Below are 15,327 nucleotides of genomic sequence, written 5' to 3'. Positions count from 1 at the left end.
GCAGGGGGGTGAACGAAATGGTGGACAAGAGTACGAAAGCGATTTGCCCATTTTTTTGCAAAAGTGGGGATATGAGAATAAAATGTGAGGGGTTTTGTGAGGAAGTTGTTAAGCTCACACTTGAATTTGAAACGAAAAAGCAGCGGCAAGAATATGAAGTTAATTTCTGCAACTGCAAATGCTGGCGTGGGTGCTGCATTGCAAAAATGAATGAAGAAAGATACAAAGAATGAGAAAAGCGTGTGATTTATTTCGCACGCTTAAATTAATGTTTAAAATTACGCTTGATTTTGTTGGTTTTAAGTTGAAAATTAATAGCTACGCTATTAGAATGATAAATTTATGAAATATGTGTGCGACGGATTTGAATGGTTGCGTGTGATAAGAGGATAGCAGGGCGGTGGGGTTGATTTGGTCGCAGATTGCTTTAAAATTTAAGTAGATGTAGTTAAATTTGAGCAAAAAGCAAAAAAGAAAGTGGTGCAGATGAGTGATCAAAAGAGAATTGATTGGAAAAAAATCAAAGCTGAATATGTAACGGGCGAAATAAGTCTTGCAAATATTGCGAAAAAATACTGCGTGAGCGCTTCTGCTGTGCAGAAAAAGAGTGTAAAAGAAAAATGGGCAGCAGAAAAGCGCAAGCAGCACAAGAAAGCAGCGGACAAGGTGGCGAAAAAACTCAATGACAAGAATGTGCGAAAGACCGTAAGCGACATTGAGCGTGTATGTTCTGCTGCAAGCAAGCTGATTGCAAAGATTAACAGAGCTATCGATGAGGTTGACAGGCGTGAAAAAGTAACTGTGAGAACGAAAAAGACAAAGACAGAGGGCATTAACGATAAAGGGCAGGCAGAAGAAATTGAGGAAACCGCAAGGGAAACGGATATAGAAATCTACAAGGGGCTTGTGGACACAAAAAGTATAGCGGAAATATCGAAGAGTTTGCTTAACATTAAGCAGGTGCTTGCAGGTACGGAGCAAGAGGAGAGCAACAAGGAAATCAATATTATTGAGCTGCCCGAAATGCAGCTGCTCACTCCACCCGAGGAGGATATTTTGAATGATTAAAAACAAAATTTGGACGCCGCAACCTAAGCAGCGGCTTATGCTGAGCCGAGGCGAGGATGAGGGCTTTTACGGAGGTGCGGCAGGAGGTGGAAAATCGGACTATCTTGTGATTGAGGCAGTGCGGCAGGTGAATGTGGGCAATTACAGAGGACTTATTTTGAGAAAGACAGTGCCAGAACTTGAGCAGTTGATTGAGCGTGCAAGATATTATTACACACAGCTTTGTGCAGATGTTAAATTTAATGACACGAAGCACACATTTACATTTCCGAGTGGTGCTAAGGTACAATTCGGGTCGCTTTTCCGCACGCAGGATAAGTTTAAATACCAGGGATTGCAGTATGATTTTATCGGCTTTGACGAGTTGACACAATTTACTTTTGAAGAGTACAGCTATTTGAAATCACGAAACAGAGCAAGCGGCCCGGGCACAAGGGTGTATGTACGGGCAACAGGCAACCCCGGAGGTGTGGGGCACGGTTGGGTTAAGAAAGAATTTGTTACTGCCGGAAAGCCGTTTACTACGATTTGGAAAAAGTTAGCGGTAAAACAGCCTGACGGTACGCTGAAAAGCTATTGGCAATCGAAGGCGTTTGTACCGTCAAGCGTATTTGATAATAAGAAATTGCTTGAAAATGACCCGATGTACCTCAAGAGGCTTGCAGACCGCCCCGAGGCGGAAAGGAACGCACTCCTTTACGGCAGTTGGGATAGCTTTGAAGGACAGGTGTTTACTGAGTTTACGGACGATCCGCAGCATTACAATGACAGACGATTTACGCATGTGATTAATGACTTTAAAATTCCGTGGGGTTGGAAGATTATACGCAGTTTTGACTGGGGATATACAAGGCCGTTTTCGGTCGGGTGGCACGCTGTGGACAATGACGGTCGGTATTACCGCATACGAGAATACTACGGCTGTGCGAAAAACAGCCCTAATACAGGACTTAAAAAGAATTTTGACAAGCTGGCGCAGGAGATAAGAGAGATTGAGCAGAACGATGAAAATCTTAAGGGTAGGAAAATAATGGGTGTTGCTGACCCTGCAATTTTTGCGGATAATGGCAGCGGTGCAAGCATTGCGGCAAGTATGGCTAAATACGGCGTTTACTGGGAGCGTGGGGACAATGAGCGTATAGCAGGATTAATGCAGTTTCATTATCGCCTGGCGTTTGATAATGACGGAGTGGCGATGTACTACATTTTCAAGAGCTGCAGGGAGTTTATACGCACTATACCGAACCTTGTGTACTCTGAAAAATATGTTGAGGATATTGATACGGACGGAGAGGACCACCAATATGATGAGGCGAGATATGCGATGATGATGAATGTTATTAATCCACGCAGGAACGCACTTGAGCAGGTGCCGGAGTTTGATCCGCTTGACAGAAGTAATATTTTTTAGGAAATAAGGAGGAGAAAATGGAAGTAAAGAGAGATGAGAACGGCGTTATTATGCCGATACGCACATACTCGGCTGAGGCGGAGGGTGTGCACCCAAAGAAAAGTTTTAATGCGGTAGTAAAAAGTAGGGACATTAATGCAGTGGCAAATGGCGGTGCAGACTATGAAACCGATGAAGCAGCGGCTCAGGGCAGTACAAAGGCGATTGGCAGCGAAGAGATTGCAAAGGCGAGAAGTGTACTTAATGACTACATAGCGAGTAAGAAGAGCTATGATGTGCGGTACAAGAACAATTTTGATACATACAATTTGCTTTACACAGATAACGATAAACCGAAGAAGTACAAAAGTGAGGACGGCAGTATAAGAAATGAACTGATTCCGAAACGCCTGGGAGGTCAGACGCTTAATGTGATTATGAACAAACATGCAGACCTGATGGACAATTTTCCCGAACCTGTTTTCTTGCCGAGAGCGAGAGATGACGAGGAAACGGCTAAGATACTGAACAGTGTAATGCCGTGTGTACTTGAGCGCAACGGCTTTTTACAAGTTTACAGTGATGTGAATACTGACAAACTTGTCGGCGGTACAGGTGCGTATGCGGTAGTATGGAACGGAAAAAAAGATAATGGCGTTGGCAATGTAGAAATATGCAAGGCGGATATTCTGAGCCTTTTTTGGGAGCCGTTTATTGAGGATATACAGGACAGCAGAAATGTGTTTTATGTGCGGCTTTATGACCTTGAGGAAGTCAAGGAGATGTATCCACAGCTTGAAGATGTAAGCTCAAGTACAATGGGACTTGAGAATTACAGGACATATGACAACAGCAATAAGGAAAACGGTAAAGCAGCGGTTATAGACTGGTACTACAAGAAAAACGGCGTACTGCACTTTGTGAAGTTTTGCGGGGAAAAGGTACTTGAGGCTACGGAGAACGAGCCTGAAAAGTACCCGAACGGATTGTATAACCATGGGCTTTATCCGTTTTTCCTTGATCCTTTGTTTAAGCTGAGGGATACTCCGGCAGGATTTTCATTTGTTGACATTTGCAGGAGCTGTCAGAGCAATCTTGACGAGCTTAAAAGGGATATTCTAAAGAACATAAAGGTAAATTCTCAGACGAGGAGCATTATTAATTCAAATGCAGGACTTAATATTGCTGACCTTAACGATTTGAGCAAGGATTTTATTGAGGCACAGAGTGTTGAGAACGCAACAAAGCCGTTTGAAACTAAGGACATTGCGGCAGGTGCGCTGAATATGTACAATGCACTGATAAATGAAATCAAAGAAACAACCGGTACTAATGACGCAAGCAACGGTGCCGGCAGTGCGGGTGTGACATCGGGTTCGGCTATTGCGGCACTGCAAGAGGCAGGCGGAAAGATAAGCAGGGATATTAATAAGAGCGGTTATCATATATTTACAGAAATTTGCAGCTGCATTATTGAGCTGATGAGGCAGTTTTACACTCTACCGAGATTTTACAGAATTACGGGAGAGGACAACAAGACAGAGTACATTGATTTTGACAACTCGCAGCTTATGAAACAGCAGACAGATGAAAGCGGACAGATATTTGACCGTATGCCGATTTTTGACATTAAAGTAAAAGCGCAGAAAGCGAGCCCGTTTGCAACGGCTGCAAGCAATGAAATGATGATGAACCTTTACAAGCTCGGATTTTTTAATCCGCAGAATGCAGATTCTGCGCTGATTGCTCTTGAGGGTATGAGCTTTGAGGGGAAGACAAAAGTAGAGGAAATGATAAAGAAAAATCAGACGCTTGAGCAGACGGTTCAGGAGCTATACAACAAAAATCAGATGATGAGTGAAATGCTTGCAAACAAAGAGGCAGTAAATCAAAATCCTATGCAGGCTCGGAATAATGCGGTTATGAATGGAGGTGTAGCGGTATGACAGAGATAAAGACGCAGATAGAGTTTGATTTTGAGCAGCCGAGCACAGCAGTTTTTGAATTTGAATGCAAGGGTCACTGTACGCACGATGTGTGCGTGAGTGTAAGTGCACTTGTGAGCACGCTTGTGCAGATTGTTAAAGACACAGAGGCAAGACTTGAAGAGCTTGAGATTGTATACGAGTACGGCGATGTGAAAATTAAATGCGTATGCGAAAGAATGGTATTTGAGCTTAAGTTAAGACAGAAGATTGAGGCGATTATGACAGGCCTTGAGATGTTTGAGGAAAACTATCGTGACGAGATTGAAATTAAAAACGGTGGGGTTGTTTTTAAAAACAGCGAAATATTATAATTAAAATATAATGGTGAGAGTGAGTGGAGCTTATCGCCCGGCACGCCGGAAAGACGGTAGGACACCTCGGAAAGACGAGAGAATGGAGAAACTTATGGAAAAATATACGAAGGTCATTATTAACCTTTTTGACGGTGAAGGTGCAGGAACAGCAGACGGAAACGGAGAAGGGGCAGGTGATGGCAGCGGTGCGACCACAGGCACACAGGAAACTGAAATAAAGCAGGAAACCAAAGCTAAAGCGCAGAGGCTCGGGCTTAGTGATGATTTGCTTGAGAGCTATCAGAATGCTTACGGCTACAAGGAAGGGGAAGAACCTGCGGCTGAAAGTACAGAAAGACAGCAGGCGGAAAATCTTGACGAGGAATTTGAAAGCCTAATTAAAGGCAAGTACAAAGACCAGTTTGGCAAGAAGATGAACACTTCATTTTCTGAGAGATTTTCTAAAGCAAAAAATCAGATTGACACGCTTAAAAATCAAGTAAGTACCGACAATGAGATTTTGAGTATTATTGCGAACAAATATAATATTGACAGCAACGATACTAATGCTTTACTTGAGGCTGTAAAGGGTGATTCGAGCTACTTTAGCGAAAAAGCACTTGGCAGCGGTATGACTGCCGAAGAACTGCAGGATAAGTATTTCAGTGACAAAGAAGTAAATGAAACCAAGGAAGAGCTTAACAGATTAAGACAGGAAAAGGCGATGGCAGAGCTTGATACAAGACTGCAAAACATGGCGCTGAAAACAAGAGAAACTTACCCTGATTTTAATTTGCAGGAAGAGATGAATAATCCTGCATTTACGGCTGCGCTTGATTTTATTGCTAAGAGAAATACGGAGAAAAATAAGTCCACAGGCAAAAATGATGAAGTGTTTGACACAACATTCGCATATGAGATGGCGCACGCTGATGAACTGAGGCAGCAAATGGTGAACAGAAGCGCAAAGGCTGCGATGAGTGCTGCTACTAAGCATATGCAGGCTAATGCTAACAGAATAAGCGAGAATGTTAATCAGAGAAGTTCAAGAGCTGTGGCGAAGAGTGTAAAAGATATGAGCGACAGTGAATTTGATACGCTCGTAGAGAACATTAAGAACGGAACGGCACATATTCCGAGATAAGACGCCGTTTCGGGAAAGGAACGGATATGAAAAAGTTTATTGAAATTAAATTAAATCTCTTTGATGTTACGGTAGACGCAGGTGGTGTGAACCGCTCAAACGGCTATGTGGTGAACGCATACGGTAACACTGAGGAAACAAGCGGCAATGATTTTACACCGGAAAAGGCGGTGTTTTACAACAGAGTGTTTCTGAAAAACCATCAGGAAAAGCTGGTGCACGCTCAGTTTGGCAAGAGGGAAACATTCCCAAAACATAACGGCGGTATTGTAAACATCAGAGGTCTTACACCGTACCCGACTGCAACTACACCGCTTACCGAGGGTGTTACACCTCCGGGTAATCAGATGAATTTCTATTACATTGAAATTCCGGTAAACCAGTACGGTGCGTACACTCCTGTGACCGATTTTGCACAGTTTGCGAGCCGTGATGATATTCTTGTGCATGACGCAGAAGAGCTTGCAAGTCAGAGCGGACGAACACTTGAGGAGATTGACGCAGCGGCACTTAACACAGGTACATCGGTTATTTATGCACCTGCGGTTGCAAGTGACGGTACAGAAACCGAGGTAACCACACGAAAGGGTGTTACTAAGCTGTCTACCCTTACGGTTGATGTGCTTTACAGAGGATTAAACTACCTTGAAATGCAGAATGCCGAGCCGATTGGCGACAGTTTTGTAGCGATTATTCACCCGAATGTAAAGTATGACCTTATGCGTTCTAAAGACTTTATCGAGGTTACAAAATACTCGGCAACTGAGAGAATTTTTAAAGGCGAAATCGGTATGATTGGCAACATTCGTTTTGTGAAGTCGAATATGTCTTGTGTGTTCAAGAAAGCAGGTGCTGAGGGCATTGATGTTTACAGCACACTCTTGCTCGGTAAAGAGGCGTACGAGGTGCTTGAGATTGAGGGCGAGGGTATGAAAACAATAATTAAACCTCTCGGCTCCGGCGGCGCTACCGACCCACTCGACCAAAGAGCAACACAGGGTTGGAAGTGTACACACGGTATCGGTATTATTGCACAGACCTGTATGGTGCGAATTGAGAGTGCGAGCAAGCTCAGCACAACAAAAATTACAGCGTAAGGAGTGAGAGTGATGGCAACTAAAGCAGCGGAAAAGGTTACTGCCGAGGGTGAGAAGATTGAGATTGACAAGTCACAGCTTGACAGTATTCTTGCTCAGCAGGAGGAAATGAAAGCAACGATTGCTCTGCTTACTAAGCAGACACAGAGGGACGCTGAAAAACTTGAAGCCGATGACAGGGAAAAAACCGAGGAAAAAAGACTTTTACAGCTTGTGAAAAAGGCAAATGAAGAGGCAGAGGAGCTTGTGGAGGCACATATTGATATGGGTTCACTAAAGAGCAACAAGAACCTTGAGCTTAACATTAACGGCGTGCAGTCGATTATTCCAAAGGGTCAGACGGTGACTATTCCAAAAAAGGCAAAGGAAATTATCGACAACGCTAAAGAGCAGCAGGCGATTGCACTCGGCATTCAGAGCAAAAGAGCAAAGGAAGCAGAGGACGCTATTGCCGAGGAAAGAATTTAACAACAAGTTCCATTTGGAAATCTCTAATAATCTGAAACGGACGGTGGCGGTGGCTATCGTCCGTTTTGCGTATGGGGTGATATTGATGACTATTGAACAGGTAATTGACAATGTGAAAAGGCTCAAGAGAGATTATGCGGTGAGTGATGAGCAGATTATTGCAGATATAAATAAGGTTGAGATGTACATTGTTTTGAATGTTGCAGCAAACAGAGAGGGCGGAAATGAGATTGCAAGAGAGTACGGAAAGTATGATTTGCAGACGGACAGAGGAAAAGAGCTGCTTGTGCCTGCGCCTTATGACGGAATATACGAGGCGTTTTGTGCAAGTATGATTGACCTTGAGTACGAGGACAGCGAAAGATATGTGAATGACAGTATAGTGTATAAAGACCTGCTAAATGACTTTACAAGCTATTGGTACAGAACGCACAGGCAGACAAGGTATAACAGATATTATATGTAAGGGGTGAAAGGAATGTTGCCGGAGCTTAACAATATAAGGAGAGCGACAAGTGAGATAACTGTATTTAAAGGTTTAAACAGGACAAGCAATACAGGATTTTCGAGAGTGTCTACATCAAGCACTACTTTGTATACGGAATTTAAGGATATGAAGAATATGAGCGGTGACAATTTTCCTATTCTTTCGCCGAGAAAGAATAGGGCAAGAGTTACTGCGAGAGAAAGTGCAAGGATTGTAAGTAATGTGATATGCGCTAATGACGGACTTATTTACCTTGACAGCAGAGGCTATTTGTGCAACAACGGCAGACTTATTGAGATTAATGAGTATGATACAAAAATAGAACATCAACTTGTCCAATACGGCAACAATGTATTGATTTTTCCTGATAAAAAGTATGTAAACCTTAGCAGCGGCGCTGTAACGGATATTGAAGTGCATAATAATGGAATACAATGCAAGGCTGCGCAGGACAGCGAGTATAACGGCTTTTATTGTTCGATTGACAAAATTGCGCTTAACACAAGCGTTAAGCCAAGAAAAAAGGTGATGTCGATTGCGGCTTACATTAATTTTGCGGACAGCAGTGAGCAAAAAGGAAAGGAAGGCAGAGCAAACTATGCAGAGTTTATAAGCAAAATTGAAGTAGGCGATACGATTGAGGAATGTAAAAGTGTGCCGAGTAAATTATGGATGTGCACAAGTGAAGAAACAAATACGCAGTATTATAATAACAAGTTGAAACATTTTACAGAAATTGCAAGCTATTACTTGAAAATAAGTGCTGATAAAATCGGGGCAGGACTTAAAGTCGGCGATTTTGTAAAAATATCCGGTATAGAGCACAATGTAGGCGAAGCAGAATGGGACATTGGTACAAGCTATGTTGATACGCTGAATAACAAATTTTTTAAATTGTATGATGTGGCTAACGATTATATTGTGATTAAGGCAAGTATTGATTCAAGTGTACCATACTGCGGAATAATTAATCTTGAGAGAATTATGCCTGATTTGGAAACCGGCATGATAATGGAAATTGACAACAGACTGTGGGGATGTTCAAGTAAGAGTAATGAGATATATGCCTGCAAGCTCGGTGACTGTGAAAACTGGTATGCGTACAGTGACGGCATAGCAACGGACAGCTTTGCGCTGACTGTGGGGGTTGAGGGTGAATTTACAGGAATTGCAAAGATGAACAGTTCTGTTATTTTCTTTAAGGAGAATTACGCACTGAAAATATATGGCACAAAGCCATCTAATTTTACTCTTACAACATACAGGGTTAGCGGAGTTGAGAAAGGCAGCAGGCAAAGCGTAGTGAATATGGGAGATTATCTGCTGTATAAAACGAAAAACGGAATTGCGCAATACTCAGGCGGTACGGCTGTGTTGATTTCGGAAAGTGCGTTTGGAAACGAAAAGTACAGAAACGCTGTGGCAGGAAAGCACAAGAGCAAATATTATGTAAGTCTTGAAAACATTAAAGGTGGAAACGAGATGTTTTGCTTTGATGTGCAGAAAGGTTTATGGCACAAGGAAGACGATACAAGGATGCTTTGTACAGCGACATATAATGATACGATGTACTATGTGAATGATGAGAATAACTATATTGTGTGTGTTGAGAGCGAAAACAGCTTGCTTGACAACATTATGTATTACGATACAAAAAAGTGCGGAAAAGAGTTTGAAGACGGTACAGGCAGAATATACGGCGATATTGATGATGACGGTGTGGTAACTGCTGATGATTTGCAGTTACTTAAAGATTATATAGCAGCTGAGAAAGAACTAAATCAAAGTCAGATTGAAACAGCTGATGTTAATGATGACAACAGTATTGACGCAAGAGATGTAACACTGTTGCAGACATATTTGACTAAGCAGAAACTTGAAATTGAAAACAGTTTTGAGTGGTTCTGCGAAACCGGAGATATGTATGACAGCGACTTTGACACGAAGTTTATAAGCAAGGTTGCAATAGGGATTAAGCCTGAAAAGGACACGAAGGTAAGAGTGCTTGCGAGGTTTAGCGAAAGCGGCGAATGGAGCGAGCTGTATAGGATATATTACGATGAGAAAAAGCCGAGGGTGATACCTGTGCCGCTTAGGAGAGCTGAATTTTTAAGACTTAAAATCGAAGGTGTGGGGTATTGTGAGATATACGGCATTAACATTACATATCAGAAAGGAAGTGCGGTGAGATAATGGCAGTACTTAGAATTGACCCTCCGCCTGCGAGCAATGATCCGGGTGTGCTGAGGAATTACATTGCAGACCTTTACGAGGCGCTTACGGGAGTGCTGTACAGTCTTGATACGGATAATATGAGCGAGGACTTTTTGAAGAATATAAGCACGAAAGGGGACGATGAGAGTGGCATATAACATTTATGACGCAAACAGCGTGAATGACGCTACAAGAGCATACAACAATGTTGCAAACAATGCGCCCACATTTGCGGAAAGCACGCCAACAAAGCAGGCAAGAGCGCAAGCAGATAATTATGCTAATTCGTACAAAAACAGAATAGACGGCGGATATAAGAGTAATTACAGTGATACTTTGAATAGTCTTGCGGACAAATATATGAACAATGAATTTAAATTTAATGCAAATGACAGTTCGGAATATCAGCAGTATAACGACAAATACAAGCGTGAAGGAGCGACGCAACAAGAAAATGTGCAAGGGGCTTACTCTGCAAATACGGGCGGTTATACAAATTCGTATGCGCAAGCAGCAGGACAGAAAGAGTATAACAACTTTATGGACGAACTGCAAAATAAGATACCGACTCTGAAAAATAATGCATATCAGAATTGGAGCAGTCAGCAGGAGGATACGCTTAATAAGATAAGTACATTGCAAGGCTTTGATAATGCACAGTATCAAAGATACAGGGATAAGGTGCAGGATGACTACGATTTTATGACCTATTACGAAAATAAGTACAGCACAAGCAAGGGCCTTGATATGAGTAACTTCCAAAATGAGCTTGCGAGGTGGCAGGCTCAGATGTCGGCAGCGACAAGCAATTTGAGTAATATACGAAACCTTGCAGAGCAGCAGTATGAGCACAATAATGTTTCTGCTGATACGCAGGCGAGTATTGACAGTTCAAAAAGGCAGAATGACGCTTATTATAATTATTTGAACGGTAAATTGCAGAATGATTGGGAGAATAACATATGGGAAAAGATATGAAGTATTTGGATGTGGCTGAGGACAATGCAGCAAAGGCGGCGACGGAAAGCGGAACATACAGTGGTTCTTACGGTGATAAGATTGATACAGCTATTAACAGCTGGCTTAGCAACAGAGGATTTGACTATAATACGAGCAATGACAAGGACTACCAAAAATATGTTGAACAGTACAAAGACAACACGCAAACGGGCGCACAGTTAAGCAGACAAACAGCTGCACAGCTTGCAAACGGTTATGAACCGAGCTATGCGGATATAGTGGCGGGTGAGGTTGCCAATAAGCAGATGGAGAATGTGAGCGACGCAGTGCCGACTTACAAGCAGATGGCGCAACTTGACTATAACGCTGAACAGAACAGGCTTGCTAATGCAGGCAATATATATTCTCAGCTTGACAGTACCGAATACAGCAGAAACAGAGATTTGACACAAGACTACAAAAATCAGCTTAATACTTTATATAACAGATATGTTGCAGACAGACAGAGCAACTTACAGCTTAACGAGCTTAACAACAATATATATGAAACTAAGCTGAATGCTGAACAGAACAGAATTGAGGACGAGAGAAACGCTGAAAACAGCAGATACATTTACAACACACAGAGTGCAGACAGCAAAGCGCAGATAGCGCAAGCTGAGGAGGAAAACGACAGGAAAATACAGTACAACAAGTCGCAGGATGCATACAACAACTGGCTTGCGAGAGTGAGTGAAATGCAAAAGGCTGATGAGAACAAGGGAAAAACGAGAAATGCCGAGGCGGTATTTGCTGCTATGGGTGTTACGGAGAATGACTTTAAGGAAGACGGGGACAAATATGACGAGAAAGGCATTAACAACTATGTGACATACTCAAAGGCGTATATTGACGGAGCACTTGAGGCAGGAAGAATTAACAGCGACGAAAGAGATTATTTGTACAATAAGATTGGCGTTACATCAGATGATGAAAAGTACAATAACGGTATTGCAGAAAGTTTTATTAATGCTTATTTGAAGAAAGAAGATAAAAACGGAAATGTATCGTATGCAAACGAGGCGTTCACGAAAAAGCAGCTTGAGATTGGTTTTGATAAGGGCCATATATCTAAAGATGATGTAGCGTATATTGCTGCCAAATTGGGAATTAACATATAGGAGGAAAAAATGATTAGTAATATTGATAAGACAGAGAGTGAAAGACTTAATCAAAAGCTTAGAGATATAGTGACAGGTAAATATCAAAGTCCTGCGAAGCAGAGAAATAATTTTTTCAGTACAAATCTTAATCATGTACAGAACGAAGACAGTAATTTAAGTATTGTGCCAAATGGAACGAAAGATTCCAACGGAGTAAAACATTACACTCTTGAAAAGAATGCACCTGCATATTTACCCGGTGCAGAGAAACTGTTTACTGTTCGTAACAATATTGTTGAAAATCAAATTAAAAGCATAAACAAGCAGTCGGAACGAAACGAATATTATACACAGAAGTATAAGGATACTCCAAAAACTTATGAGGGGTATATGAATCATGCTGCATATGTAGGTGATGATGAAAAGCGTTGGCTTGAAGAACAAGCTGCACAGTATGCGACAGCGGATGATTACAAGAGAGAGGCCGCAAAAGCAAAGGCGGATTATAATTATTATAAAATTTTGGGTGAAAAAGTAAAAAATGAGTCTGTATATTACCAATATGTAAGTGCAAGCAAATATGCTCAACAAAAACAATCAGACCTACAAAACAGTGCCGATAAAATTGAAAAACGAATGAATGAAGCTCAAGATTCCGAAAGAATTGCCGAAAGCAAAGGAAAAGAAAAGTATTACGAGGAAAAATATAAAGACACTCCAAAGACATATGAAGGATATATGAAGCATGCGCCTTATGTAAGTGAAGAAGAAAGACAATGGCTTGAAAGTCAGGCGGATGAGTTTGCAACAAGTGAGGATTACAAGAAAGAGATTGAAAAAGCAAAAGCTGAACATGCTTATTTATATAATATATATAAGGAAAACGAGAGTAATGGCACTACTGCATCAAAAAGTGATGCAAAGGTCGAAGACAGTATTATTTCTAAACTAAATGAAATAAGCAAATACGAAAGTAAATTAAGAAAAAAAGAGTATGAAGAAAAGACAAAAGATATTATTGAGGGTGACGCAAGGGTAAGGAGTATTGTACAGCAGTATTATGCTTATCAGAAAAATTCTGAACAGAGAAAGTCTGATAATGATGAGGCTGTGAGAATTGATTTAAAAAGCGGAAATAAATACACTCCTGAGCAGGAACAAAGAATTGTTGAGAACTTTAACAATCTTGCAAACGAGGGATATGATCCGAAAGAATTATACACTTATTATGACAGAGCTATGCAGGAGCAGGCATCTATTGAAAACTTGCAGAAAATTCAACAGGACGCAATGAACAATCCTGTAGGTGCGAGTGCGTGGAGTGTACTTGATAATGCCGTTGGCTCTGTAGGTGACGCATTTAAGTATATTGGTGCCGGTATTGCAGAAGAAGTAACAGGAGAGTATCAATGGATTAATACATATGATACCGCAGCGGCAAGGGTTAATACTGTAAGAAGCACGGTATCTGACAAAATAGGTGCGGATATCGGGAATGAAACTGCCGGCAAGGTTGCGTCATTTTTATATCAAACAGGTATGAGCCTTGCTGACTTTGCTGCAACCTTACCGCTCAATCTTGTACCCGGTGTCGGTACAGGTCTGCAAATGGTTTTGCTTTCGACAGAGGCAGGAACAGCAGCGGCAAAAGACGCATATGAAAATACAGGTAAAGCCTCTAATGCACTTATGACCGGTGTTGCGGCAGGTATTGCGGAGGCGTTTTTTGAAAAATTCAGTATTGAAAATTTAAAAGCATTTGAAGCGGTAAGTCCCGACAGCTTGAAAAGTGTTTTAAAAAATGCAGGAAAGCAGATGTTTACGGAAGCAAGCGAGGAGGGATTAACCACTATTGTTAATACTATGACAGACTGTATTATTAACGGTAATATGTCATCTATAGCACTTGAATACCAGGGGTACATTGATGAGGGTTACACAAAAGAGGAAGCAACAGCAAAATGCGCAGGAAGTTTTGGAAAACAGGTGTTACTTGATGCAGCAGGCGGTGCTGTAAGCGGCGGTGTACTCGGCGGTTCGGTAAGCGGCATAAGTTATGCCAAAGGCAAAATAAACACCAATATTGATATGAAAAAGAGTGCGGAAGAGATTGGCAAAGAGGTTATGTCAGGTGAGAACTTTGACATTAATCTGCTTTTGGAACAGGCAAAAAACAGTAGTAACGAAAAAGCTGAGAATATTGCTAAGTCGATTGAGAAGAAGATGAGCGGCAACAAGAACTACAAGGTAAACAGCGTTGATGTTGGCAACCTTATGAAACTTATCGGTGCTGAAAGTTTAAAAAATACGATTAGTGAAAACACTGATGTAAAAAATGACGGAGTTACCGCAAATGAAGAGAATATCAACACTATAAGCAAGGAAGAGATTACAGAACATATAAAATATAACTTTGGCAACAGTCATAAAAACGGCATTACGGCAACAGACAATAAAGGCAAGAGTGTTGTTATTGTAGGATTTGAAAGCAGTGCGAGATATTACGGAGAAGCGGATAATAAGGTGCGTGTTATTGCTGATGACGGCAGGGTATATAATGCAGACAGTTTGACTTTTAATCTTCCGGAATATCAAAGTCTTATGAATGCTGCGAAAAACTTTGATACAAACGGTGCGGGCACGCTTGTGCAGGAATACGGCGATTATGTTAATTTTAAAGGCAAAGAAAGCGATATTAATAATTATATAGATACATTTACACAGTTATACGAAGCGGGAAAAATGGGAGCCCGTTATAACAGAGTAGCCGCAATGAAATATTACGGGAAATATATTGACGCAATCGGTCCGCAGAGAGCAATGCTTGCGGTTGAGGCGGGCAATAAAGATTCTGATTTATTCTTCAACAATGAAGAAAAACTTGCGAGAATAGACAGAAGTTCAAATGTAAAGGCTAATGTGTATGTTGAGAAGAGTGCCGAGGAAACGGTAAACCTTGATGAGGGTACAAGACTTGCACTTGAAAAATTAAGTGAAATGACAGGCAAGGAGATTATACTCACTGCCGATATGGACGAAAACGGAAGAATTGATTTTAGAAACGGTAAAATATACA

14 protein-coding genes are annotated in these 15,327 nt (G+C 41.4%); all 14 read left to right on the top strand.

Going from position 1 to position 15,327, the window contains the following annotated elements:
* The first annotated feature begins 17 nt into the window (after positions 1–17).
* Complete coding sequence (locus H8R91_RS10850; RefSeq protein WP_186936202.1) at positions 18–233, top strand: hypothetical protein; 216 nt, start codon at positions 18–20, stop codon at positions 231–233.
* 253 nt (positions 234–486) lie between these two features.
* Complete coding sequence (locus H8R91_RS10845) at positions 487–1,068, top strand: hypothetical protein (protein WP_186936201.1); 582 nt, start codon at positions 487–489, stop codon at positions 1,066–1,068.
* Positions 1,061–2,479, top strand: a complete 1,419-nt coding sequence (locus tag H8R91_RS10840) for a terminase large subunit domain-containing protein (RefSeq protein WP_186936199.1) — start codon at positions 1,061–1,063, stop codon at positions 2,477–2,479. Before H8R91_RS10845 ends, H8R91_RS10840 begins: the two co-directional genes overlap by 8 nt.
* 17 nt (positions 2,480–2,496) lie before the next feature.
* Positions 2,497–4,404 (top strand): portal protein, encoded by a 1,908-nt coding sequence (locus tag H8R91_RS10835; RefSeq protein WP_186936197.1) that lies wholly within the window; start codon positions 2,497–2,499, stop codon positions 4,402–4,404.
* The gene (locus H8R91_RS10830; protein ID WP_186936195.1) at positions 4,401–4,757 is read left to right on the top strand and encodes a ribosomal-processing cysteine protease Prp; all 357 of its coding nucleotides are present in this window, start codon (positions 4,401–4,403) and stop codon (positions 4,755–4,757) included. Before H8R91_RS10835 ends, H8R91_RS10830 begins: the two co-directional genes overlap by 4 nt.
* 94 nt (positions 4,758–4,851) lie before the next feature.
* Positions 4,852–5,883 carry a hypothetical protein gene (locus H8R91_RS10825; RefSeq protein ID WP_186936193.1) on the top strand — a complete coding sequence of 344 codons (1,032 nt, stop codon included), beginning with the start codon at positions 4,852–4,854 and terminating at the stop codon, positions 5,881–5,883.
* Positions 5,884–5,909: 26 nt separating this feature from the next.
* Entirely contained in the window at positions 5,910–6,980 is a 1,071-nt protein-coding gene (locus H8R91_RS10820; protein ID WP_186936191.1) for a N4-gp56 family major capsid protein, read from the top strand.
* A 12-nt stretch (positions 6,981–6,992) separates the two neighbouring features.
* A complete protein-coding gene (locus H8R91_RS10815) occupies positions 6,993–7,448 on the top strand; it encodes a hypothetical protein (RefSeq protein ID WP_186936189.1) in 456 nt (151 codons plus the stop codon).
* An 85-nt stretch (positions 7,449–7,533) separates the two neighbouring features.
* Positions 7,534–7,914 carry a hypothetical protein gene (locus tag H8R91_RS10810; RefSeq protein WP_186936187.1) on the top strand — a complete coding sequence of 127 codons (381 nt, stop codon included), beginning with the start codon at positions 7,534–7,536 and terminating at the stop codon, positions 7,912–7,914.
* 105 nt (positions 7,915–8,019) lie between these two features.
* Positions 8,020–10,128: a dockerin type I repeat-containing protein gene (locus H8R91_RS12465; protein ID WP_186936186.1), complete on the top strand. Its 2,109-nt coding sequence runs from the start codon at positions 8,020–8,022 to the stop codon at positions 10,126–10,128.
* Positions 10,128–10,307, top strand: a complete 180-nt coding sequence (locus H8R91_RS10800; RefSeq protein WP_186936184.1) for a hypothetical protein — start codon at positions 10,128–10,130, stop codon at positions 10,305–10,307. The genes H8R91_RS12465 and H8R91_RS10800 overlap by 1 nt, the downstream gene beginning before the upstream one ends.
* Entirely contained in the window at positions 10,297–11,127 is an 831-nt protein-coding gene (locus tag H8R91_RS10795) for a hypothetical protein (protein ID WP_186936182.1), read from the top strand. The genes H8R91_RS10800 and H8R91_RS10795 overlap by 11 nt, the downstream gene beginning before the upstream one ends.
* The gene (locus H8R91_RS10790) at positions 11,112–12,269 is read left to right on the top strand and encodes a hypothetical protein (protein ID WP_186936181.1); all 1,158 of its coding nucleotides are present in this window, start codon (positions 11,112–11,114) and stop codon (positions 12,267–12,269) included. Before H8R91_RS10795 ends, H8R91_RS10790 begins: the two co-directional genes overlap by 16 nt.
* 9 nt (positions 12,270–12,278) lie before the next feature.
* Positions 12,279–15,327 (top strand): hypothetical protein (locus H8R91_RS10785; RefSeq protein ID WP_186936179.1); only part of this gene is annotated, 3,049 nt, incomplete at its 3' end.

It is taken from the genome of Ruminococcus intestinalis, from assembly GCF_014288065.1.
Taxonomy (GTDB): domain Bacteria; phylum Bacillota; class Clostridia; order Oscillospirales; family Acutalibacteraceae; genus Ruminococcoides; species Ruminococcoides intestinale_A.
The sequence above is the reverse complement of the archived record's forward strand: the minus strand, read 5'-3'. Positions and strand labels throughout refer to the sequence as shown.